The following is a 22,098-nucleotide window of genomic DNA, read 5'->3' as shown; positions in this document are numbered from 1 at the left end:
TGCGGGCTCTGCCGGGATCTATGTGCGCTATACGCATTAACAAATGTTTTTAATGACCACTCAGCGGGATTCTGTGTTACCTTCATCACTACAAACGCCATCCCGGCACCCCGACCCCGGACTTCAGGGCGTACCGTTCGCATCCGACTCATATCCCGGAGACACCACATGGAATCTTCAGCACCCGTGCAACTTGACCATCAACCTGAGGCGGTCGACGCTCCGGCCGAAACCGGACTGCGCCGATCGATGGGGCCACGACACCTCATCATGATCGCGATGGGAGGTGTCATTGGATCCGGTTTGTTCCTGAGCTCCGGCTACACGATCTCCCAGGCCGGTCCCCTCGGGGCTGTCATCGCGTACTTGGTGGGTGCATTCGTGGTCTACCTCGTGATGGCATGCCTTGGCGAGTTGGCCATCGCCTACCCCGTCTCAGGTGCCTTCCACATTTACGCATCCCGATCCATCGGCCCAGCCACCGGATTTGCCACGGCTTGGCTCTACTGGCTCTGCTGGGCAGTGGCCATCGGCTCCGAATTCACGGCATCAGGGCTCCTCATGCAGCGCTGGTTTCCGGACGTCGAGGTGTGGGTGTGGTGCCTCGTCTTCGCAGCCATGCTGTTCGGATTCAATGCCGTATCTTCCAAGTTCTTCGGGGAATCCGAGTTCTGGTTCGCCATCATCAAAGTGGGCGCGATCATTGCCCTGATCGTGTTGGGTGGCGCAGCCCTTTTTGGATTCCATCCCCTCTCCGATTCCGGCAACCATCCCTTCCTGCTTGAGAACTTCAACACCTCCGGGGGATTGTTCCCCAACGGCTTTACCGGAGTCCTGGTGACAGCCCTGGCGGTCTTCTACGCCTTCTCCGGATCTGAACTCATTGGCGTGGCGGCCGGGGAGACAACTGATCCCGCGCGGAACATTCCCAAGGCCATGCGCAGCACAGTCATCCGGCTGCTGATCTTCTTTGTTGGTGCCATCGCGGTCATTGCCGCAACCGTCCCGTTTGACCAGGTGGGACTGGACGAGAGCCCCTTCGTGACAGTGTTCTCGTCCGTTGGAATTCCCTACGCCGCTGACATCATGAACTTCGTCATCATCACGGCGTTGCTGTCGGCCGGGAACAGCGGATTATTCTCCTGTGCCCGGATGCTCTACTCCTTGGCAGACGAGGGACATGCGCCGAAGGCTTTGAAAAGGCTCACCCGCCGGGGCATACCGCTTGTAGCTCTCTCGGTCAGCATGGTTGGCGGCCTTGCATCGCTGATCAGCAGCGTGGTTGCACCGGAAACCGTGTACCTCGCCTTGGTCTCCGTGGCCGGTTTCGCGGTCGTCGGTGTGTGGATGTCCATCACTGCGTCCCACTTCTTCCACCGCCGGGCCTTTGTGCGCAACGGCGGAAGCGTGAAGGACCTTGCTTACAAAGCGCCCCTCTTCCCATTGGTCCCGATCCTGGCCTTCGCGCTCTGCTTGTTTTCGCTGGTGGGTATTGCGTTTGACCCACAGCAGGTCGCCGCCTTGTACTTTGGTGTTCCTTTTGTCGGGGCTTGCTACGCCTACTTCCACTTCCGGTACCGCCGCCCGGCGAAGTCCAGTCCGGCGTCGTGAATCCACATCCACTGAGCCTTGCGGCCGGGTCCTTGGCCCGGCCGCAAGGTGCTGATTCGGGGGAATTGACGATGCAGGTCGTGAACCACCAGCCAAGGATCGAAAACCTTGCCAGCTGGCTCGAAATCAACGGCAACGCCTTCGAGTCCAATGTCCGGACAGTGCCGGGAATCCTGCAGGACCGGGCCATGCTCTGCGCCGTGCTCAAGTCCGATGCGTACGGCCACGGGGCCGGCCTCCTGATTCCTTTCCTGGTGCGCCTTGACGTGCCGTACATCGGTGTGGGCTCGAATTCCGAAGCAGAGGCGGCTCGCGCCAATGGCTACACAGGGAGGTTGTTGCGGGTCCGCGCTGCTGCGCCCCAGGAAATAGCCGCGGCCATGGCCCATGATGTGGAAGACTTGTGGCGGATCCTCAGAGTGCTTGGGAAATGAGCCGGATTGCCGCCGAGACCGGACGGAAGATCAGGATCCACCTGGACATCAACTCCTCCGGCATGAGCAGGCACAGCCTGGACGTATCGTCGCCGCTGGGCCGGGCAAGTGCCGTGGCAGTAGTTGGCCATCCGCAGCTGGAGCTCGCTGGGATCATGACGCATTTCCCCTTGGACGATGTTGAACACATTGAGCAAGGGCTTTCGCGCTTCAAGGCCGAGGCCATGTCCGTTTTGCGATTGGCAAAGGTGCCCCGCAGCCAGGTTCTGCTCCATGCAGCAAATTCGTTTGCCACGCTGAATGCGCCGGCAACCTGGCTGGACATGGTGCGGACAGGAGCCGTTCTATACGGCGATTCGGACCCAAGCCACCCGGGGTTCCGGCGCTGCCTGGCCTTCAAGGCGCGGATCGGATCCGTAAACCATTATCCGGCGGGAAGCAGGGTGGGCTACGGCCACACTCATACCCTGCAAACGGATTCAAAGCTGGCCACCGTCACGGCGGGGTACGGCGACGGATACCGGCGTGCACTTGGCGTGGGCGGATCCGTTGTGGTGCGGGGCCAGCGGGTGCCGGTTGTTGATGCGATCTCCATGAATTCCATGGTGATCGACGTCTCCGCAGTGCCGGAGGCGCGGCCAGGTGACGAGGTGGTGCTGTTCGGCAGCCAGGATGGCGTGGAAATTTCCGCAGGGGAACTGGAGTCGGCAAATCGCGGGATACTCGCGGACCTGTACACGGTGTGGGCGAAGGACTCCCGAATCCTTGTGGCAGACACGCCCATGTGAGAATGGCGTGAGCGCGTGGTGGAAGGAGTGGATTTGTGGATACGTCACCCGAAGCGTCCTCTTTGGCCCAAGGCCTTCGCCTCGTGCGCCTGATCACGGACCGCGAAAAGCAGGGCCGTCAGCTTTTGGGTGTCTCCCAACTGGCCGCCGAATTGGACATGGAGCAAAGCAGGGTCTCCCGCTTGGCCCAGGAGTTGTGTGATCTGGGCTTGTTGGAACGGGTGGACAGGGGCCCCTTCCGCACAGGTTCGGGCTTCCTGGGCCTGGCAGCTTCGCTCAACAGTGGCTGGGTGCAGAAGTCACGGGCAAAGCTGGAGGAGCTGGTGTCCGCCTTTGGCTTGCGATCGCGGCTCTCCGTCCGCGACGGCGTCAGGGTCCTCCTCTTGCGTGCATCCACGAACAACTCATTCCCGGGCGGCTACGCAAAGCCGGGTATGGTGACGCCCGTCTGGTGCACGGGAGCGGGCAGGGCCTTGCTGTGGGATCACGCGCCCAATGAGCTGGAATCCCTTCTCCGCGACGTGAATTTCATCGGTGTGGGCGGTCCCGCGGCGGCACATTCCGCGCCGGAAGTCCGTGACCTTATGGACCGTGACAAGTCCCGCGGATTTGTTGTCGCCGGCGAGGAATTCGAACATGACGTGTGGGAATTGGCCGTACCGGTCCGGGCCGACGGCGGGAACATCGTCGCCGCCCTCAGCGTCCTGGGCAACCGTTCCAGTATCGAGAAGGCGGCGCCGGAGATCGCCGGGGTGCTCCATGAAACATCCCAAGGACTTGGTGCCCACGGCACGGTACTGACCTAGGGCCGGTGTGGAGACGTGGCCCGGCCACCCACCATTGCTTCCAGCCACTCGCACCATGAGCGGAGTGCCATGGCGTGGCTTTCACGTTGCGGCTCAACCCTCGTCCTGGGGCCAACGATCTGGAGCGCGGCAACGATCTCATTCTTGAAATCGCGGACTGGCGCGGCCAGTGAATAGAGTCCGGGTTCGGCCTCTTCATCAACGATCGAGTACCCGCGTGCCCGGGCTTGGTTGAGCCGGTCCAGGAAGTCGTCCACGGATGAGGGCGTGTTGGGTCCGTGCTTGACGAATTCCACGGTCTTGAAAAGCGTCCGGACTTCCTCATCCGGCGCATCCCAAAGGAGCGCCTGGCCGGCGTCACTGCAGTAGGCCGGATAGGGCCGGCCCAGCCAGGAACCCACCAGGTTGGCGCTGGCAGGTACCTGCTCGCCGATGGTGACCGTACTGTTTCCGCTCAGCACGCCCAGGAAGCAGGCTTCGTTGGTTTCGGCGGCCAATCCTTCCAGCGCGGTGAGTCCGTCGGTCTTCAGCCGTTGCTCGGTGACCAGTTGGGCGTCGGCCAGGACTGACCAGTCCAAGCGGTATTCCCTGTTGTCGGTGCGGGCAAGGAAGCCCTCCTGCAAAGCCCCCTTGAGGCTTCGGGAAACCTGGCTGCGGTCCTTCTCCAGGTGGGCCGCGACGTCGGCAACCGTACCGCCGTCGTGCCCTTGCGCGTGGCGCGCCCCCACCGCGAGGATTGCCATCATCCCGCGGCCCATGCTGGAGGTCTTTGACATGGAACGATTCTAGCGACCCGCAGCCCTAGTGAATGGCGAAGACCCTTGCCGGGAAGCCGCTCCCGCCCAGAGGTTTGGCCCAGCTAGCCACCAGGACGCCACCGGATTCCGGCAGGCCGTCAAGATGCGCCAGGAGTTCGATCTGCCATTTGTCCTGTGCAAGGACGTAGGTTTCCAGGCTGAAGTCCTGCCGGGACGTGGCCATGCCAGGGTCCGTGTCGGTCTGTTCGTGTCCAACCGCAGCCACTCCCCGCTCTTCGATCAGGCACTGGAGGACCTCTTGCGACCACCCGGGAGTATGGCTCGTTCCGGATTCGTCCTTGTTGGCCATGGCCTCAGGGTCGGGCCACCGTTGGCTCCATCCTGTGCGGAGGGCGACGAACGAACCAGCGGGAATGGTGCCGTATCGTGATTCCCAATCCTTAATGTCGCCCAGTGTGGGCGTCGCATCAGGGTCCCTGCGCACGCGGTGGCTGATGTCCAGGACAACCAGCGGAAGCACCATCTGGTCCACGGGTATCTGGTCCAGCGTCCGGCCACCACGCACAAAATGCGATGGCGGATCCACGTGGGTACCCCATTGGCCCACTATTGAGTAGCGGTGGGCCGTGAAGCCGTCGCCCTTCTCCATATCGAAGAGGGCCTCGCGGGATTCATCCGGGAAAGCAGCAAACCGGGGCTGGCCGGGATGGAACGCGTGGGTGAGGTCCGTGAACGTTCGGTCGCGGAGCAGCGGCGCGAGTTCCTGCCAGAGTCCTGTGGTCATGACGCCACCTGGCTTTCGCCTACGGGGGTCAGGACGCTGCTGGAGACGTTCAGGGGACCGGACACTTCGATCACCGGGACCTCCCAGGGGTGGATGTCCACAATCCGTTGGACCAGGCGGTGGACAGCGTCTTCATCCAGGCAATCATCAAAGTAGGAGGTGAAGACGAAGGTCGGCGAGATGGTCCGTTGGCCCACGCTGCCCAGCGTGGGGTTTGCCCCTTCCGCAACGGTGAAGCCCTCGTAACCCGCGGAGGACTCGAAGACGTGGTGGTAGTTTCCGAACCCGCCCAGCTCGGGGCACTCCGTAAGCTCCTGCAGGAGGGATGAGATACCGCTGTCCGCTTCCAAGGCGGCGAGGTTGCCTCTGGCCAGCTGGGTCATGGTTTCGACCGGGATGGGCCAGTGGATGCGGAGCTTTCGCACCGGTTTCAATTGGATCTTCATGGGAGGAGCCTTCCGTGGGTGTGCCTTCTGAGAGCCATAGTGGCACAAGGTAACGTTCATTACAAGCATATGAATTTGCTTATATTGCACACACTTCGATTCGGGGCTCAAGGAGGGGTCGCATCCCCCGCACAGCCGCCCAAGCCGTCGTCCCAAGCGGGGCTAGACTCGGGGGCATGCCTTCGAATGCCTCAGCCGCAGTTGACCACATCAAGGACCTTGGCGCTTACGTTTCGGCGTCTCCCTCGAGCTTCCACGCCGTGCACGAGGCCGCGCGGCGGCTGGACGATGCCGGCTTTACTTCCCTGGACGAACTGCAACCGTGGGAGGGGGGCGCTGGCAGGTTCTATGTGATCCGGGATGGTGCACTCATCGCGTGGGTGACCCCCGAAAACGCAGGCCCCACCACCGGATTCAACATCCTCGGTGCACACACCGACTCGCCTTCCTTCAAGCTCAAGCCCAAGCCCACTACGGGAAAATACGGATGGCTCCAGGCCGGCGTCGAGGTTTATGGCGGGCCGCTCCTGAACTCCTGGCTGGACCGGGAATTGCAGCTCGCGGGCCGTTTGGTCCTGCACGATGGCACGCAGCACCTGACCGCCACGGGACCCCTTCTGCGCTTCCCGCAATTGGCCATTCACCTGGACCGTGGGGTCAACGACAACGGCCTGCACCTGTCCAAGCAGCAACACATGAATCCCGTCTTTGGGCAAGGAGACCCTGCGGGCGAGGATCTCCTGGCACTGCTGGCCGAACGCGTCGAGGGCGCCACTGTTGATGCCGCGGACATCGGCGGATACGACGTCGTGGTGGCAGACACGCAAGCCCCTGCGGTCTTTGGGGCCAGGAATGAGTTCTTTGCGTCAGGGCGGATGGACAACCTTTCCTCCACACACGCTGGCCTAGTGGCCTTGATGGGGCATGCTGCAGCCACCCCGAGTGACGGCCCGATTGCCGTCCTTGCAGCCTTTGACCATGAAGAGATCGGGTCCAACTCCCGCTCAGGTGCCTGCGGGCCGTTGCTGGAGGACATCCTGGTGCGCATCTCCGACGCTCTTGGCGCTTCGGTGAGCCAGCGGCGACAGGCGCTGGCGGCGTCGTTCTGCGTTTCCGCGGATGCGGGCCACGCCGTCCACCCGAACTACGCGGAAAAGCACGATCCCGCCAACAAGCCGGTACTCAACGGCGGTCCTTTGTTGAAGATCAACGCCAACCAGCGTTACGCCACGGATGCCACCGGCGCCGCCCTGTGGGCCCGTCTGTGCAAGGAATCCAACGTGCCGTACCAGGAATACGTGTCAAACAACGATCTGCCCTGCGGTTCCACCATCGGTCCGCTGACCGCCACCCGACTCGGCATCAGGACTGTGGACGTGGGCATTCCGCTGCTCTCCATGCACTCGGCGCGGGAGCTCTGCGGCGTGGAAGATCCCAAGAGCCTCGCGGCAGTTTCGCAATTGTTCTTTGGGGCCACCCTCTAAGCTAAAGCCTCAAGCACTCATTTCAAGGGTGTTGCGGATGTTTCCTGCAGGAAACTTTGGTTGCCTAAAGGTTTACATTTTGTGCGTCTCTCTGTTTTCGGGAAGCACAAAATGTTCGGTTGCACAGGAAAGTAGTCGGTGTAGCAGGTTAACGTGATTGAGTCATGTGGCCCGTGGCACACCACAGTGGCCAACCTCCAAGACCTGAAGGACGGCGCCGATCCATGCACGCTGACCAACAACTATCGAAGTCCCTGAAGCCCCGACACCTCTCCATGATCGCCATCGCCGGCGTCATCGGAGCCGGTTTGTTCGTCGGCTCCGGCGCTGCCATCCAACAGGCCGGCCCGGGCATCCTCGTGGCGTACCTGGCCGCAGGCCTGGTGGTCATCCTCGTCATGCGCATGCTCGGTGAAATGGCTGCGGCGAACCCGGAAACAGGCTCGTTTTCCACATACGCCGACAAGGCCCTTGGCCGCTGGGCGGGCTTCAGTATTGGCTGGCTCTATGCGTGGTTCTGGATCATTGTTCTCGGTATCGAAGCGACGGCGGGTGCCGCCATCATGCACCGCTGGGTTCCCGGCGTCGATCAATGGGTCTGGGCGTTGGTCCTCATGGTCCTGCTGACACTGACCAACCTCGGTTCGGTGAAGTCCTACGGTGAGTTCGAATTCTGGTTCGCTTCCATCAAGGTCGCAGCCATTGTCATCTTCCTGCTGGCGGGCATCGCCGCGATCCTTGGGCTGATGCCGGGCGTGTCCGCACCGGGCGTGAGCAACCTCCTGGACCAGGGTGGATTCATGCCCAACGGCCCCGGCGCCGTATTGGCGGGCATCCTCGTGGTGGTCTTCTCGTTCTTCGGCGCGGAAATCGCCACGATCGCCGCTGGTGAATCCGAGAACCCCGTGGACGCCGTCAAAAAGGCCGTGAAGTCCACCGTATGGCGCATCCTGATCTTCTACATCGGTTCCATCGCCATAGTGGTCACCCTCCTGCCCTGGAATGACGCCTCCGTTGCCAAGAGCCCCTACGTTGCAGTCATAGAGCTGTACGGAATTCCGGGCGCCGGCACCATCATGGACATCGTTGTCCTCACGTCCGTTCTCTCCTGCTTGAACTCCGGCCTTTACACGGCAAGCCGCATGCTGTTCTCACTCTCACAGCGGGGCGATGCCCCCAAGTCCTGGATGAAGATCTCCAAGCGGGGTGTTCCGGCCGCAGCAGTGCTGGCATCCACCGTGGTCGGATTCATCACCGTGGGCCTGAACTACATCGCTCCTGACACCGTGTTCCTTTTCCTGGTGAACACCTCCGGTGCCATCGCCCTGTTCGTATGGCTGGTCATTTCGGTGTCGCAGCTGATCCTTCGGCGCCGCATGGGCGCTGCCGCGAAGGACCTGGAACTCAAAATGTGGTTCTTCCCCTACCTCACCTGGATTGCCATTGGTGCCATCGTGGCCCTCGTCATCGGCATGGTCATCATCGAATCCACGCGTGAGTCGCTGTTCCTCTCGCTGGGGCTGGCCGCGGTAGTCGTTGCCATCGGCGTGTGGCGGTACCGCAAGCGTGGGGCCGCCGGCCTCGAGGCGACCACCACCGAAGCCGAGCGCGCAGACATCGGTTCCGGGCCGGCGTCGTAACAGTCTTTCCGCAGTGGGGCAGCCACCGTCAGCATCCGACGGCGGCTGCCCCATTTTGTGGTTAACGTAGGCCTGGGTGGCCGTCTACTGGGCCAGCCCGATAACCAGGTTGATGGTTGCGGCCAGGATGACAGTGCCGAACAGGTACGACAACAAGCTGTGTTTCAACGCCTCGACGCGGATCCGGTGGTTGCCCAGGTTGGTGTCGGACACCTGGTAGGTCATGCCCAAGCTGGTGGCGAGGTAGGCAAAATCCGTGTACTGGGGTGGCCTGTCCTGGTTAAAGCCGATGCCACCCACCGCACCTCCGGCATCAGGTTTGGGGCTGTAGTAGAGCTCGGCATAGCGCAGGGTGAAAAGAGTCTGGACGAGCATCCAGGAGAAGGCGACGCAGGCCAAGGCAAGTGCACCGGAGCCCAGTCTGCTGCTGTCGGACTCAGCGTGTGAATTGACGATTACGGCCGCAGCAGCCGCGATGCTGGCAAGGTTCGCCACCAGGATCAGCAGGTCGGTGACGCCGCGGGACGGGTCTTCACTGGTGGCGTGCCGGCGGGTGTCATCGGGATCCATGCGGCCGATCACCAGCCACACCCATGCGACGTAGATGAACGCGGCCGTGGCCCATCCGACTGCAGGGGCGTCCACCCAATTCCCAGCGATACCCGTGGCAATAACAGCTGCCGCTCCAGCGATGATCATGACGAGGAAGCGCAACCTGCTGCGTCTGACTCTGACGTTGCTCATTTGCCCACCATAGTTAGCCGCTGCGGACCCCCGCGCGAACCACGCCCGACCGGATGCCATCAAACGAGCAGGAATCCACGTATTGGCGTTCCTCGTGTTAGTGTCTTTGTCGCTGTCGAGGAGAAAAACGAAACACTGTTTTCCTCCTGATCACCTTGCGCGGGTGGCGGAATGGCAGACGCGCTAGCTTGAGGTGCTAGTCCTCGAAAGGGGGTGGGGGTTCAAGTCCCCCTCCGCGCACAATGAACCCCCGGTCTTCGGACCGGGGGTTTTGTCGTTCCATGCCGCGGCATGCGCGTGGGCGCGCGCCTCTATGCGCCGCGCGCCTCGATGCGCCTAGGCGCCGGAGCGGGGTGCGAACATGATCACGCCCACCCCCACAAGGCAGACTGCGGCTCCGATGACGTCCCAGCGGTCGGGGCGGAAGCCGTCAACCAGCATGCCCCATGCCAACGAGCCGATGATGAAGACGCCGCCGTACGCGGCAAGGACCCGACCGAAGTGGGCGTCCGGCTGGAAGGCTGCGAAGAATCCGTAGATTCCCAGCGCGATGATCCCCAGCCCGGCCCACCACCACGCGCGTCCTTCACGAACGGCCTGCCAGATCAGCCAGGCTCCGCCGATCTCTGCGACAGCGGCCAAAACGAACAGAACAATCGGCTTCAGGACGGTCATGGATCCAGTATTCACTGCATGGCCACCGGTGTTATCCACATAGGACAGCTTCCCGGTTTCCGCCGAGGATCCGGCCGAATAGCTTTGAGTGCAGGAGATGCACTAAGATATTGAAGTCTGTGTTACGCCCTCCCGCGGAATTTTCGGTGGGAAGCTGGCACGGCATCGCAAATGAACCTCCTGTTACGGAAATACCGTAACCGCTTAGCCCAAAGGAGGTGGGTTCACATATGCGTCCTTACGAATTGATGGTAATCATCGACCCCGAGGTCGAAGAACGTACCGTAGAGTCGTCGCTTCAGAAGTTCCTCAATGTCATCACCACCGATGGTGGAACCATCGAAAAGGTAGACATCTGGGGCCGTCGCCGTCTGGCGTACGACATCAAGAAGAAGTCCGAAGGTATCTACGCCGTGGTGAACTTCACCGCTGCTCCGGCTACCGCCAAGGAACTTGATCGCCAGCTGTCTCTCAACGAGACGATCATGCGCACCAAGATCATCCGCCCTGAAGACCAGAAGGTTGTTGCTGAGTAATCAGCCCCTTTCAGATCTTTACCCCGCAGGAACGAACAAGGAGGCAGTAGATGGCAGGCGAAACCACTATTACGGTCATCGGTAATCTCACCAATGACCCCGAGCTGCGGTTCACCCCGTCTGGCTCAGCAGTAGCGAACTTCACCATCGCTTCTACTCCCCGGACCTTTGACCGCCAGTCCAATGAATGGAAGGACGGGGAAACCCTGTTCCTCCGAGCATCGGTATGGCGCGAAGCAGCCGAGAACGTGGCCGAATCCCTGACAAAGGGTATGCGCGTCATCGTTTCCGGCCGTTTGAAGAGCCGTTCCTACGAAACCAAAGAAGGCGAGAAGCGCACCGTTATCGAGCTTGAGGTCGACGAAATCGGCCCCAGCCTGCGTTACGCCAACGCCAAAGTCAACCGTACCCAGCGCTCCGGCGGTGGCCAGGGCGGCTTCGGTGGCGGTAACGCCGGTAATTCCGGTGGCTTTGGAGGTGGCGCTCCTGGTGGAAACCAGGGCGGCGGCAACTCCGGTGGAAACTGGGGCGGCAACAACCAGCCCGCACAGCAGGATGATCCTTGGGCCACGCCCGGGGTCAGCAATGCAGGCGGCGGTTGGGGCAACGGCCCGGATTCCGAACCTCCCTTCTAAACAACACATAAACGTCCGACGCCGGTCGCTCACCGGGACTGCCGAAAGGCACCTTGGCGATCACCGCCGTCGAACACCACCATCCCGTGGATCAATATCCACGGGCTCCATAGAAAAGGAGCTCCACGATGGCTAAGGCTGAACTCCGTAAGCCCAAACCAAAGTCCAACCCCTTGAAGGCCGCTGACATCACTGTCATCGACTACAAGGACGTAGCACTGCTGCGCAAGTTCATCTCCGACCGCGGAAAGATCCGCGCTCGTCGCGTCACTGGCGTTACCGTTCAGGAACAGCGCAAGATCGCCCAGGCAATCAAGAACGCCCGCGAAGTTGCTCTGCTGCCTTACTCCGGCGCTGGCCGCGGCTAAGGGAAGGGATTAACTAACATGGCAAAGCTCATTCTGACCCACGAAGTAACCGGTCTCGGTGCTGCTGGCGACGTTGTCGAGGTCAAGGACGGTTACGCACGTAACTTCCTGCTGCCCCGCGGCTTCGCTCTGACCTGGTCCAAGGGTGGCGAGAAGCAGGTTGAGTCCATCAAGGCTGCACGCGCTGCTCGTGCGCACGCTTCCGTTGAAGCTGCACAGGCCCAGGCTCAGGCACTGTCCTCCAAGAAGGTCAAGCTCGAGGTGAAGGCCGGCGAGTCCGGTCGTCTCTTCGGCACCGTCAAGCCTGCTGATGTCGCTGCTGCTGTTGAGGCCGCTGGCCTCGGCTCCATCGACAAGCGCAACGTTGAACTGCCGAACCACATCAAGTCTGTCGGTTCGTACCAGGCCAACGTTCGCCTGCACGAGGACGTTTCCGCTGTCATCGACCTCGAGGTCGTAGCCAGCAAGTAGTCCCTGACTACAAAGAAGGCCCCCACTTCCGGTTTCCGGTGGTGGGGGCTTTTCTGTGCCCCTATATCTCGGCGGGGGTGGCGGGGCAGGGGCGCGGGATGTCAGGGGGCGTGCAGTTCGGTCATGACGTGCTGGTAGCCGGCGTGGACCAGTTCTGACAAGACGCTCCGGTCCACGTCGTCCAGCTTGTTGATGTAGACACAGGCAGTGCTTGTTTTGTATTTCCCAAGTTTCGGCAACAGATCCTCCGCCTCGGGGCTGCCGGTGAGTCCGTACACCACCAGGTTCGCCTTGCGGGGAGAAAAGCCGACGGCGGCGGCGTCGCCCTCGCGGCCACTGCTGTATCTGTAGTGGTAGCTGCCAAATCCTACGATCGTTGGCCCCCACATCATCGCTTCCTGGCCGGTGGCCTGGCGCATCATGTCCAGCAATTCCAAGCCGTCTTTCCGCCGTTGGGGATGTTCCACCGCTGCCAGGAAGTTTTCCACGGAGACGTCCGTGGGCTGTGTCTTGTTCTCTGCCATGCCCGTAGTCTCCCAGACCATGCGTGGACCGGCCACCACCCGGTGGTAGCCTGCATCAGTGACTTCCGGCGCCCCCCGTAACAGACCATTCCACCAGGTAGATGTTTTCTCCGACCGTCCTTACCTCGGCAACCCCCTCGCCGTCGTCGTGGATGCGGAAGGGCTCAGCGGCGAGACCATGCAGCACTTCGCCAACTGGACCAACCTTTCCGAGACCACGTTCCTCCTGCCGCCCAGCGACCCCGCTGCCGACTACAAGGTTCGGATCTTCACAGCCAGCGAGGAGTTCCCCTTTGCCGGGCACCCCACCCTGGGATCCGCGCATACATGGCTCCAAGCCGGGGGAGTGCCCAAGACGGATGGCGTGGTGGTGCAGGAGTGCGGGGCAGGGTTGGTCCGGGTGAAGCACGACGCCGGACGGTTGGCTTTTGCTGCGCCGCCGCTGACGCGCTCCGGGCCGGTTTCGGACGAGGTACGCGCGCAGCTCGCAGCCGGTTTGCGGCTTCCTGAGGAAGCGCTGCTGGATACGTCGTGGCTGGTCAACGGTCCGGCGTGGATCGGCGTGCTCCTGGAATCGGCCGGGCAGGTGTTGGGCATCGAGCCCGACCTCGCAGCAATGGGTGATTTGAAGGTGGGCGTGATCGGCCCGCACGAGGCGGGTTCCGACGTCGATTTTGAAGTCCGGACTTTCATTGCCCACGACGCGATGACCGAAGACCCGGTGACGGGCAGTTTTAATGCGGGCGCAGCCCAATGGTTGATAGGCAGCGGGCGCGCACCGGACGAGTACACAGCGGCTCAGGGCACGGCGTTGGGCCGCGCTGGACGCGTCCACGTCAAGGCTGAAGACGGCGAAATTTGGGTTGGCGGGGCCTCAGCTACTTGCATCCAAGGGACCGTGCTCTTGTAATGCGTCGTTTACGAGTGCTTAGGGCGGGATAGCGCAACCACCAGGACTATGCCCGCACTGAACACCAGCTGCGCACCAGCCACGAGTGACGGTACGTATCCAAGGTACAAAGCCACCATAAGCGGAATCATGGCCAGGATGGTCACGTCCAGTCCCCGGAGCAGGGATCCCAGCTGGGCGCGGGGGACGGGACCAAAGGGGGTCTCCACCGGTGGTGCGGACCAGTCCGGCTGTGTGCGGATCGCCGCCCGGATACTGCCGGCGCCCATGCCGATTCCTGCCATGGCACCCACTGCAATCAATGCTGGAGTGGAGGCGCCCAGGAAGACCAGGACGACGCTCAGGAGGCCCATCCAGGCGGCCATGGCCAAGCACGGCATGAGCATCCGACTGATTCGTACCAGCGCCGGGTGGAGAGGCAACAGCGCGTCGATTTCGGGAAGCATGGCCGTCTTGCGCGCCACCGTCCCCATGCCCGAAGCCGTGGCGCAGCCGGCGATGACCAGCACTGCCAGTTGAACGAACCCGGGCAGCCCGCCTTCCGCCAGGAGCAACGCAACGCTGCCTGCAAACCACATGACCGGCGGGACCAGTGGCGGGTTCAGCCTGAGGAAGGCGACAACATCGGCTCGGATCAATGCCCCGAGCGGGCCACGCGGCGGGCGGGTATAGAACCTGGCCGCACGGCCGCCGTCGACCTTCTTCCGCCCGGCGCCGAGGGCACGGAGTACCTCATTGGAATCCATCATGAACAACGATGCGCCGGCGTGGCCGGCGACGGCACCGCCCCGCACCAGCTCCTCACCGGGCACCCTGCCGGCGCGCGGCCCCACCACGACGACGAGTCCGACGGCGACGACGGCGGCTAACGCTGCCGGCCATGGTGAGGCCGATATCAACGTGGCGGCCGAGCAGGCCGCAAGTAGCACCGCTGCCACTATCCAGCCGGTCCAGCGACCCAGCAAACCGAGCTGCTTAACGGCGGCCATGACCACGGCGATAACGGCTGCTGCTCCGAAAGTCAGCGCAGAGCAAAGGTGCTCCAGGGGGTTCCGGTCCGCGGCTGTCACCATGCTGAAGGGTACGTAGGCGATCACGGAACCGGCGGCGGCAAGGGCAGTCTTGCGGAGGAATGGAGGCAGGACCATGGGGCGGCGGTCCAGGGGGAGGGGTAGCCACCAGGAGCTCTCTGGTCCGTTGACTGCCAATGGGCCAAGCTTCCCGGCGAGGTTGCCCACAGCGAGGAGGACAACGAAGGTCAGGCATGTCCACAGGACTGGTTCCGGCAGGATGAGCCAATGTTCTCGGACGATGCTGCCCGAGGTCGAGGCCCTGCCGGCAATTTCGTTGCGCAGCGCCAGGACAAAGGAGGCCGCAATAGTCAGGGAAACACCTATGCCCAGGCCCCAGCTGTAGGCGTCAACGAAGCGGTCACCCCACGAGGATCGACTGCGCCGGTAGCGTCGGGCGGACCGGCGGGTGAACCGCACGATCTCGGCCGAGAGTATTCGGCCCTGCCGGGAGACGTCAGTACTCATCGCGTCAGGATCCGGAAATGACCGAAGCGCCGTGCTCAGGATCGAGTTCCCGGACCTCATCACCAATAACCAGGCAGGTGGAAGCAATGGCGAGCAGCAGTTGCGGATCATGGGTGACAAGGACCACAGCTCCACCCTGATCGGCGTGTTCCGCGATGCGCGCACCCACGGCGACGCGCATCTGGGGATCGAGCCGCTGTTCGGGCTCGTCCAGGATCAGGAGGGACGACGGGCGGATCAAACCGGCAGCCAGGAGCAGTCGCCGTCGCTGGCCCGATGACAAGGCGTCGGGTATCGCGTGGGCCCTTCCCAGGAGGCCGAAGAACTCCAATTCCTCGGCAACCCTGGTCTCGGGGTTCTCCAGCGAATGCCCGCGGGCGATCAGGAGCAGGTGCTCCCGGACTGTGAGGGAGGGAAAGAAGAGGTCGTCATCGAAGACGGCCGCGACCTGGCGGCGGAACGGAACGGCGTCCGGATCAATCAGGAGGCCATTGACCTTGACGTCCCCTGCAAGCGGAGACTGCCGGCCGGCGATGGTCCGTGCCACGGTCGACTTCCCTGCGCCGTTGACGCCTACGATTCCCAGTACTTCTCCGGCCGCCACAGAGGCCGATACCTCGCCACATACAGGATCGCCGGCATAGCCCACACTCAGGCTTTCAACCTCAAGAACCGTCCCCATGGTGTAACCCTACCGGGGGTGTTTGGTCCCGGTTGCCAGGTCACAGCACTGGTCGGGCCTCGAGGTCTTCCATGGCCCAGGCAAGAATCTTCAAGTCGAACGGATCGCGCTCTTCGATTCCGAACAGGTAGGCGTCAAAGTCCCACTGTTTGGCATTTCCACCATTGGCCCAGTACCAGGCCCATAAATCCTCAAGGGCGATTTCATGATCCAGGACAAGCGATCTCGCTGTTTCCCGTGAGTCTTGCATTCGAGCCCCCCACCGCTGACACAGCACCGGACTGCGTCAGGCTGATTGTCGTGTACCCCGGCTTCTACGGCACGTTTCATGCTTTCACGTTCACGCTCCATCCGGAACCCCATCATGTTTGCGAATACTATGGGAGCTTCGAGGAAAACAGCCGCCAGTAAGGCCCTCGCAATGAATCAGGAGCACATCGTGGATTCTGCCCGGACCTTTGAGTCGATCGTCATTATTTTCAATCCCAACAGCACGGGGGACGCGCCTGAGTTGGCGCAGCAGCTGCACGACAAGTTAAAGAGTCTCCTCACATACCAGCCCGAGATCATCCTCCAGCCCACGGAGCATGCAGGCCACGCAGTTGATTTGGCGCGCGAAGCAGCGGCGAAGGGAGGGGACGTCCTTGTGGTTTCCGTCAGTGGGGACGGCGGATACAACGAGGTGGTGAACGGTGTCATGCAGGCCGGCAACCCGCGGGCCGTTTGTGCCGTGAGGGCTGCAGGCAATGCCAACGACCATAGCCGGATTACCGCCTCAAAACCCTTGGAAGAGGCCATTGCCGAGGGTCGGGTCCACTCGATCGACCTTCTCCGGATCCACACGGGCCAAAAAGACCATGAACCCCTGGAATATGCGCACTCCTATATCGGATTTGGCCTGACCCCGGTTGTGGCCACCGAACTGGAAAAAGGCAGCAAGGGCGCGCTCAAGGAAATGGTCACGGTAATACAGACTTTCTCCAAATTCGAGCCTTTCGCCATCCGCCTGGAGGATGGTAAGCGGCATAAATTCGATAGCCTGGTTTTCGCCAACATTCCGGAGATGGCCAAGTACGCCACGCTGAGCGAAGCGGACAACCTGCCCAAGGACGGTAAATTCGAGGTCATCGTTTTTCCGCACATGCCCAAGTGGCGCGTCCTGCTGACAGCGCTGCGTGCCACCACCCAGGGTTTGGGGGATCAACCGAGCGTCAGCAGCTACGAGTTCACCACCCTCAAGCCGTTGCCGTACCAAATGGACGGTGAAGTCAAGAGGGTGGAAGCGAACGTTACTGTCAGGGTGGAAAGCGCGCCATTAGCGCTCCCGATCATCGGCTAGCCAAGCATTCCTGCCGGACTGTTGTGGCAAGCGGCGGGGTTCTCTAGATTGAGGTCATGGGTGAAGGAGACTGGGCGGGAGAATTCGAGCGGTTGGTCGACCTCATTGCCGGGACCGAGGACGTCAAGGCGTTCCTGGACGGACTGACCGGCTTCGCCGCAGGCATGATGACCAGGGTGTGCGCCACGCACATTGAGTGTGCGGTGACACTGAGGCGCCGTAAACGGACTGCCACGATTGGAGGCAGCAGCGAACGTGCCCTGATGTTGGACCGGATTGAACAGTCCTTGGGTTCGGGGCCGTGCGTCGACGCCCTGGACAGTGGTGTGCCGGTCCTTCTCGGAGATGTTGATTCCGATCCGCGCTGGCCGGAGTATCGGAGCGCGCTGGACGCGGCAGGGATCAAAAGTGCTCTGGGCGTCCCCATGACCTTGGGCCCGGATTCGGCCGCGGTGTTGAATTTCTTCTCTCCTACCCCGGGGGTCTTCACGGAGGAGAGAATTGCCGATGCTGTGCTTTTCGTGGAGATGTCGAGTAAAGCAATGCGGCTGGCCATCAGGATTGCGGCCGCTGATCAGCGCGGGGACGATCTAAAAGCCGCCATGGACACCAGGACAGTCATAGATCTCGCCTGCGGAATGATCATGGCCCAAAACCGATGCACCCAGGGTGAGGCATTCGAGGTACTGCGGCGGGCTTCGAGCGATCGCAACCAAAAACTCCATTCCGTTGCGCAGTCGATGGTGGACCGTATTTCCGGGCAGCCGGATGTCGTGGCCCACTTCGACGACTGAATCCGCGTTATCCGTCACCGCACGCAGCAGTAACGAAGTCGTAGATGCGGCCCCGCAGGTCAACTGACGCCGCGATTTTCAGCAGGCCTTCGCGGTCACCCACTTTGACCCTGAGTGGCAGCAATGTCCCTACTTTGTCCTCCGCCACGGCGTGTGGATCGCAGCGTGCCGGACGGATTCCCAATGCGAGTTCCATGAGCGCAGTGCCTTGCCTGATTTTGACGTCCCGCGGCCACGGCTGGTTGTCGGCTTCGGCCAGCAGGGGTGTGCCGTCGATGCCCTGGATGGTCAGCGTCCGATGGGAGCCGCCGTCGGCTGCTGGCGTTATCAGAAGGCGTACGACGGCGGTGCCGCCGTCAGCTGCAACCTCCAGTTCCGGGTCCAGGACCATGCTGGCGACGTCGGCTGCTTGGGCTGCGAGGCACAGCTCGCCTGCGTTCCGGGGGAGGACGCCGAAGGGGTCGGATGCGTCGGAGGTTTGCGGAACGGGGTCCTTGCCTGCTTCGGCATAGTCGATTTTCGCGGTGAGATCCGTGCTGGTGTCTTTTGGTGTGTCGCAGGCCGGCGCGGGCAGGGCCGTGGGAACACTCTTGGGTTGCTTGGGCGGCAGGACCAGTCCGCCCTCCGACGGCCTCCACACGATATCCTGCTCGAACAGGGGTGATTTCAGCCGGGCGCTGCTCACGGTGAGCGACGCATCCGTGGTGTTGGTCAGCTGGATTTGGATCGCCTGTTTGCCGTACTGGTCCCGGGACTGGTTGACCTCAACAGTGATGGCTTTCTGCGGGGTGGCGGAGGGTGTTTCAACGGCAGGTGCGCCGGTGCCAGGTCCGGTGCATCCGGCCAGGAGGGCCACGGTGCTGAAGAAGACCATGACTAAAGCCGAAGCCCGCATGGTCAGCTCTCCGCGCATGCTGCCAGTGTAGGCGGTTGCATGCTCGCGGACACCCTCTTCTGTCTCGTTGTCGGCGGCATCCAGTAGAGTCGCGCGTACTTGGAATTTTCTTCCCCGCGGACCTCGCCACGAGGGCAGCCGCGACTGACGAAAGGCACTATTCATGTCCTTCCAGGCATACCTCGACGCCGTCGAGGACAAGACAGGGCTGACGCCGAGGCAATTGGTGGAGATCGCGGAAAGCAAGGGCTTCAACGACCCGTCCGTTAAGGCGGGAACCATCCTTGAATGGTTGAAGGCTGATTATGGTCTGGGGCGTGGACACGGGATGGCGATAGTTCATGTCATCAAGAACGGCCCGAAAATCGACAGCAAGCACGTGGGCTCGGATGGCCCGCACCGTGACGACTCGGACCTGCTCTGGCTCGATGGAAAGGCCAGCAAGCCCTCACCGTAAATGGGCAATCGCTGGCAGGCGAACACTAAGCATGCTTAGCTTGTCGTACCGATGATGCGGGGCAATGCGTGGAGGGGCTACAGATGTCAACAGTGACCGAAGTACTTGACTCATCGGCTGACCGCATTTGGGATGTGATGGCCGACGGGTGGCTCTACTCCGGCTGGGTGGTAGGCGCATCGCGGATCCGCGCCGTGGACGATCAATGGCCGCAGGTAGGTGCCCGGCTCCACCACTCGGTCGGCTCCTGGCCGTTCCTCATCGACGACAACACCAGCGTCACCGCCATGGAGCCCGCCAAAGAACTCAAGCTCCTGGCAAGGGGGTGGCCCATGGGCGAGGCGGAGGTGCTCATTACTTTGGAGCCCATCGGAAGCGGCCAATGCAGGGTCTCCATCTCCGAAGACGCCGTCCGTGGCCCCGGAAAGTTCATGCCCAAGGCGTTACGGGATCCCGTGATCGGCGTTCGGAACCGTGAAACACTCAAGCGCCTGGGATTGATGGCCGTGGGCGGAGCTGGACGCAAAGGCTAAAGTCCGGGCATTACCCATTCGAACGCTGCGGCTTTGGATCGGGCACCTTGTGCTGCCTTGGAGCGGTTGGGTTCTCCCAGCTCCTCCAGCAACTTACCGGACAGGAGCACCAGTTCGCCGAAGACCTCCGGGTTCAACCAGCCGGGCCGGGTGGCAAACAGGATGTCCTCGCTGGAGGTGTTGCCGCTGGCGCCTGGTGCAAACGGGCAGCCTCCCAAACCGCCGAGTGCGCCGTCCACCATCGCGGCACCGGCTTGGATCGCTGCGAGCGTGTTGGCCACGCCCAGCCCCCAGGTGTCGTGGCCGTGGTAGACGATCCGGCGGGCAGGGGATTGGTCCCGGACCCGGGCGACCAGTTGGGCCACCTGGGCCGGAACTGCTTGGCCCAGGGTGTCGCAAATGACGATGTCCGTGGTGCCCGCCGCCCGGGGGTCGTTGGCGATCGACAGGACGCGCTCTTCCGGAACATATCCTTCGAACGGGCACGTGAAAGACGTTGCGATGCACAGTTGAATCGCTCCGCCGACCGATGTGGCGATGTCGACGGCTTCCGGCAAGGCAGCCAGGCTCTGGTCGGTGGTCCGGCCAATGTTTGCCTTGTTGTGGGAATCCGAGGCCGACAGGCAGTACTGGAAATTGCGTGCTCCCGCAGCCGATGCCTTTGCTACATGGCCAGGCGTCGCCACCCAGATCCAGCACTTTTCCAGTTCGTCAGTGGTCAGTGCTTGGACAACTTCAAGGGTGTTGGCCATGGTGGGCACCAGGTCGGCCCGCGCCATTGAACCCAGCTCGATCGCTGGTACGCCCAGGCGCAGGAGCTCCCGGACCGTCTCGATCTTCCGTTCCGTCGGCAGGATTTTACCGGTGAGTTGGAGTCCGTCGCGCAGCGTCACATCCCGCAGGATCGCGTTGCCGAACGGGCTGGAGAGGGAGTTCATGGCTGCATTACCTCGTCGCTTCCTGAAGCCGCTTTGATCTGGGCCGCGTCCATGTTCAGGAGGCCACCCAGTACCTCCTGGGTATGCTCGCCGAGGTCCGGGCCCAGGTTCCGGATGGGCAAGGACTGCTCACCAATCACGGGAACAATGCCGGGAAAACCTACATCGGGGAGGATTTCCTCGCCTGTGGAGACGTCGAATTTCTGGATCATGTTGCGTGCTGCGTACTGGCCGTCCGCACTGATATCGGCCGCTGTATAAATTGGTCCGGCAGGGACCCCGGCCGCTTCAAGGGCGGCAAGGGCATCCGGAGCGTCCAGAGTGGAGGCCCACTCGCCGATCGCCTGGTCCAGCTCTTCACGCTTGGCCCAGCGCCCGGCATTGGACTGCAGCCCGGGATCCTCGGCAAGGTCGGGCCGCCCGATGGTGTGCATGTACCGCTGGAAAATCGAGTCGCCATTTCCCGCCACCACGATGCTCGCCCCGTCCCCGCACACGTAGGCATTCGAGGGGGCAATACCTTCCATGCGGCCACCGACGCGTTGCCGGTCCACGCCGTAGGCCTGGTAGTCCGGGATCAGTGACTCCATCATGGAGAACATTGCCTCATTGAGCGCGACGTCGATGATGCGTTCGGCGAGCGGAACCGCACCAGCCGCGTCCCGGCGTCGTGCTTCACGCTGGTACAGGCTCATCACGGAGCCGAAGGCGGCATAGAGGCCGGCGATCGAGTCGCCAATGGAGACGCCCACCCTAACTGGTGCCCGGTCCGGGTCGCCCACCAGGTTGCGGAACCCGCCGTATGCTTCGGCGACGGCGGCAAAACCGGGCCGTCCTGACAGTGGCCCCGTCTGTCCGAAGGCAGAGATGCGGGTGACGATGAGGTCCGGGTTGGCCTCGTTGAGGACCTCAGGCCCCAGACCCCACCTTTCCAAGGTGCCGGGCCGAAAGTTTTCCAGCAGTATGTCGGAGTGGGCAACGAGCTCCAGCACGGCTCGCTTTCCCGCCTCAGTGCGCAGGTCCAGGACCACGGACTTCTTGTTGCGGTTCAACGTGCGGTACAGCATGGACGTGGTGCCCTTGTGGAGGCGCCAGTTGCGGAGCTCATCGCCGGTCCCCGGGCGCTCCACCTTGATGACTTCCGCGCCGAAATCGGCCAGCAGCCTGCCGGCGGTGGGGGCGGCTATGTAATTTCCGAGCTCAAGGACCCGGACGCCGTCCAGCGGGGCGATTGCTTCCTGTGTCATGCCTCCCAGACTATGATCTTGGGCCCGTACCGCAAGGTTTCATCCCGGCCAGACCGGAAAC

Annotated in this window: 27 protein-coding genes and 1 tRNA gene; 16 read left to right on the top strand and 12 right to left on the bottom strand. The window is 62.3% G+C overall.

The features are described from left to right. Positions 1–168: 168 nt before the first annotated feature. The 4 genes from NEK97_RS10780 to NEK97_RS10765 all read left to right on the top strand — a co-directional run bounded on the left by NEK97_RS10780 (position 169) and on the right by NEK97_RS10765 (position 3,639). On the top strand, positions 169–1,611 hold the full coding sequence (locus NEK97_RS10780; protein WP_257369940.1) for an amino acid permease: 1,443 nt from the start codon (positions 169–171) through the stop codon (positions 1,609–1,611). An 80-nt stretch (positions 1,612–1,691) separates the two neighbouring features. Continuing rightward, positions 1,692–2,045 (top strand): alanine racemase, encoded by a 354-nt coding sequence (locus NEK97_RS10775; RefSeq protein ID WP_257369939.1) that lies wholly within the window; start codon positions 1,692–1,694, stop codon positions 2,043–2,045. Beyond that, positions 2,042–2,833 carry an alanine racemase C-terminal domain-containing protein gene (locus NEK97_RS10770; protein ID WP_257369938.1) on the top strand — a complete coding sequence of 264 codons (792 nt, stop codon included), beginning with the start codon at positions 2,042–2,044 and terminating at the stop codon, positions 2,831–2,833. Before NEK97_RS10775 ends, NEK97_RS10770 begins: the two co-directional genes overlap by 4 nt. Positions 2,834–2,868: 35 nt before the next feature. Continuing rightward, positions 2,869–3,639: an IclR family transcriptional regulator C-terminal domain-containing protein gene (locus tag NEK97_RS10765; RefSeq protein ID WP_257369937.1), complete on the top strand. Its 771-nt coding sequence runs from the start codon at positions 2,869–2,871 to the stop codon at positions 3,637–3,639. On the opposite strand, the gene NEK97_RS10760 is transcribed toward NEK97_RS10765, so the two are convergent. The 3 genes from NEK97_RS10760 to NEK97_RS10750 are packed head-to-tail and all read right to left on the bottom strand — an operon-like array spanning position 3,636 to position 5,627. After that, complete coding sequence (locus NEK97_RS10760) at positions 3,636–4,415, bottom strand: IclR family transcriptional regulator (RefSeq protein ID WP_257369935.1); 780 nt, start codon at positions 4,413–4,415, stop codon at positions 3,636–3,638. The two genes, NEK97_RS10765 and NEK97_RS10760, sit on opposite strands and share 4 nt — an antisense overlap. 25 nt (positions 4,416–4,440) lie before the next feature. After that, a complete protein-coding gene (locus NEK97_RS10755; RefSeq protein WP_257369934.1) occupies positions 4,441–5,181 on the bottom strand; it encodes a cyclase family protein in 741 nt (246 codons plus the stop codon). Continuing rightward, on the bottom strand, positions 5,178–5,627 hold the full coding sequence (locus NEK97_RS10750) for a hypothetical protein (RefSeq protein ID WP_257369932.1): 450 nt from the start codon (positions 5,625–5,627) through the stop codon (positions 5,178–5,180). The genes NEK97_RS10755 and NEK97_RS10750 overlap by 4 nt, the downstream gene beginning before the upstream one ends. Positions 5,628–5,803: 176 nt before the next feature. Here NEK97_RS10750 and NEK97_RS10745 point away from each other — a divergent pair, with 176 nt between their 5' ends. Both NEK97_RS10745 and NEK97_RS10740 read left to right on the top strand, forming a co-directional pair. Beyond that, positions 5,804–7,111: a M18 family aminopeptidase gene (locus NEK97_RS10745; RefSeq protein ID WP_257369930.1), complete on the top strand. Its 1,308-nt coding sequence runs from the start codon at positions 5,804–5,806 to the stop codon at positions 7,109–7,111. A 224-nt stretch (positions 7,112–7,335) separates the two neighbouring features. Next, positions 7,336–8,751 carry an amino acid permease gene (locus tag NEK97_RS10740; RefSeq protein WP_257369929.1) on the top strand — a complete coding sequence of 472 codons (1,416 nt, stop codon included), beginning with the start codon at positions 7,336–7,338 and terminating at the stop codon, positions 8,749–8,751. Between the two features lie 84 nt (positions 8,752–8,835). On the opposite strand, the gene NEK97_RS10735 is transcribed toward NEK97_RS10740, so the two are convergent. Beyond that, positions 8,836–9,495: a DUF1345 domain-containing protein gene (locus tag NEK97_RS10735; RefSeq protein WP_257369927.1), complete on the bottom strand. Its 660-nt coding sequence runs from the start codon at positions 9,493–9,495 to the stop codon at positions 8,836–8,838. A gap of 157 nt (positions 9,496–9,652) precedes the next feature. On the opposite strand from NEK97_RS10735, the gene NEK97_RS10730 reads away from it, so the two are divergent. After that, positions 9,653–9,735: transfer RNA gene (locus NEK97_RS10730), tRNA-Leu, on the top strand. 96 nt (positions 9,736–9,831) lie between these two features. Here NEK97_RS10730 and NEK97_RS10725 read toward each other — a convergent pair. Next, a complete protein-coding gene (locus NEK97_RS10725) occupies positions 9,832–10,170 on the bottom strand; it encodes a YnfA family protein (protein WP_235518182.1) in 339 nt (112 codons plus the stop codon). Positions 10,171–10,400: 230 nt separating this feature from the next. Here NEK97_RS10725 and rpsF point away from each other — a divergent pair, with 230 nt between their 5' ends. The 4 genes from rpsF to rplI all read left to right on the top strand — a co-directional run bounded on the left by rpsF (position 10,401) and on the right by rplI (position 12,180). Next, entirely contained in the window at positions 10,401–10,706 is a 306-nt protein-coding gene (gene rpsF / locus NEK97_RS10720; RefSeq protein WP_011776755.1) for a 30S ribosomal protein S6, read from the top strand. Positions 10,707–10,756: 50 nt separating this feature from the next. After that, a complete protein-coding gene (locus tag NEK97_RS10715) occupies positions 10,757–11,341 on the top strand; it encodes a single-stranded DNA-binding protein (RefSeq protein WP_211710216.1) in 585 nt (194 codons plus the stop codon). 128 nt (positions 11,342–11,469) lie between these two features. Beyond that, entirely contained in the window at positions 11,470–11,709 is a 240-nt protein-coding gene (gene rpsR / locus NEK97_RS10710; protein WP_003800144.1) for a 30S ribosomal protein S18, read from the top strand. Positions 11,710–11,727: 18 nt separating this feature from the next. Continuing rightward, on the top strand, positions 11,728–12,180 hold the full coding sequence (gene rplI / locus NEK97_RS10705; RefSeq protein ID WP_211710215.1) for a 50S ribosomal protein L9: 453 nt from the start codon (positions 11,728–11,730) through the stop codon (positions 12,178–12,180). Between the two features lie 101 nt (positions 12,181–12,281). Here the strand turns inward: rplI and NEK97_RS10700 are convergent, their stop codons facing one another. Next, positions 12,282–12,704 (bottom strand): DUF1801 domain-containing protein, encoded by a 423-nt coding sequence (locus NEK97_RS10700; RefSeq protein WP_257369914.1) that lies wholly within the window; start codon positions 12,702–12,704, stop codon positions 12,282–12,284. 58 nt (positions 12,705–12,762) lie between these two features. Between NEK97_RS10700 and NEK97_RS10695 the strand changes: the two genes are divergently transcribed. Beyond that, positions 12,763–13,614, top strand: a complete 852-nt coding sequence (locus NEK97_RS10695) for a PhzF family phenazine biosynthesis protein (RefSeq protein WP_257369912.1) — start codon at positions 12,763–12,765, stop codon at positions 13,612–13,614. A gap of 8 nt (positions 13,615–13,622) precedes the next feature. On the opposite strand, the gene NEK97_RS10690 is transcribed toward NEK97_RS10695, so the two are convergent. The 3 genes from NEK97_RS10690 to NEK97_RS10680 are packed head-to-tail and all read right to left on the bottom strand — an operon-like array spanning position 13,623 to position 16,084. Beyond that, positions 13,623–15,152: a DUF6297 family protein gene (locus NEK97_RS10690; RefSeq protein WP_257369911.1), complete on the bottom strand. Its 1,530-nt coding sequence runs from the start codon at positions 15,150–15,152 to the stop codon at positions 13,623–13,625. Between the two features lie 4 nt (positions 15,153–15,156). Further along, the gene (locus NEK97_RS10685; protein ID WP_257369909.1) at positions 15,157–15,834 is read right to left on the bottom strand and encodes an ABC transporter ATP-binding protein; all 678 of its coding nucleotides are present in this window, start codon (positions 15,832–15,834) and stop codon (positions 15,157–15,159) included. Between the two features lie 40 nt (positions 15,835–15,874). Next, on the bottom strand, positions 15,875–16,084 hold the full coding sequence (locus NEK97_RS10680) for a hypothetical protein (RefSeq protein WP_235518190.1): 210 nt from the start codon (positions 16,082–16,084) through the stop codon (positions 15,875–15,877). Positions 16,085–16,255: 171 nt separating this feature from the next. On the opposite strand from NEK97_RS10680, the gene NEK97_RS10675 reads away from it, so the two are divergent. Next, positions 16,256–17,173, top strand: a complete 918-nt coding sequence (locus NEK97_RS10675; protein ID WP_257369908.1) for a diacylglycerol kinase family protein — start codon at positions 16,256–16,258, stop codon at positions 17,171–17,173. A 56-nt stretch (positions 17,174–17,229) separates the two neighbouring features. Then, positions 17,230–17,967 (top strand): GAF and ANTAR domain-containing protein, encoded by a 738-nt coding sequence (locus NEK97_RS10670; protein ID WP_235518193.1) that lies wholly within the window; start codon positions 17,230–17,232, stop codon positions 17,965–17,967. A 7-nt stretch (positions 17,968–17,974) separates the two neighbouring features. Here the strand turns inward: NEK97_RS10670 and NEK97_RS10665 are convergent, their stop codons facing one another. After that, the gene (locus tag NEK97_RS10665; RefSeq protein ID WP_257369907.1) at positions 17,975–18,880 is read right to left on the bottom strand and encodes a hypothetical protein; all 906 of its coding nucleotides are present in this window, start codon (positions 18,878–18,880) and stop codon (positions 17,975–17,977) included. 145 nt (positions 18,881–19,025) lie between these two features. On the opposite strand from NEK97_RS10665, the gene NEK97_RS10660 reads away from it, so the two are divergent. Together NEK97_RS10660 and NEK97_RS10655 are read left to right on the top strand one after the other, a co-directional pair. Beyond that, positions 19,026–19,319 (top strand): DUF4287 domain-containing protein, encoded by a 294-nt coding sequence (locus NEK97_RS10660; protein ID WP_257369905.1) that lies wholly within the window; start codon positions 19,026–19,028, stop codon positions 19,317–19,319. Positions 19,320–19,402: 83 nt separating this feature from the next. Next, entirely contained in the window at positions 19,403–19,852 is a 450-nt protein-coding gene (locus NEK97_RS10655) for an SRPBCC family protein (protein WP_257369904.1), read from the top strand. Here NEK97_RS10655 and NEK97_RS10650 read toward each other — a convergent pair. Beyond that, positions 19,849–20,790, bottom strand: a complete 942-nt coding sequence (locus tag NEK97_RS10650) for a hydroxymethylglutaryl-CoA lyase (RefSeq protein WP_257369903.1) — start codon at positions 20,788–20,790, stop codon at positions 19,849–19,851. The genes NEK97_RS10655 and NEK97_RS10650 overlap by 4 nt on opposite strands. Continuing rightward, positions 20,787–22,037, bottom strand: coding sequence for a CaiB/BaiF CoA-transferase family protein (locus tag NEK97_RS10645; RefSeq protein ID WP_257369902.1), 1,251 nt, complete (start codon positions 22,035–22,037; stop codon positions 20,787–20,789). The genes NEK97_RS10650 and NEK97_RS10645 overlap by 4 nt, the downstream gene beginning before the upstream one ends. Between the last annotated feature and the right edge of the window lie 61 nt (positions 22,038–22,098).

It is taken from the genome of Paenarthrobacter sp. UW852 (genome assembly GCF_024608385.1).
In the GTDB taxonomy this organism is placed as follows: Bacteria; Actinomycetota; Actinomycetes; order Actinomycetales; family Micrococcaceae; genus Arthrobacter.
This window is presented reverse-complemented; position numbering and strand designations above follow the sequence as displayed.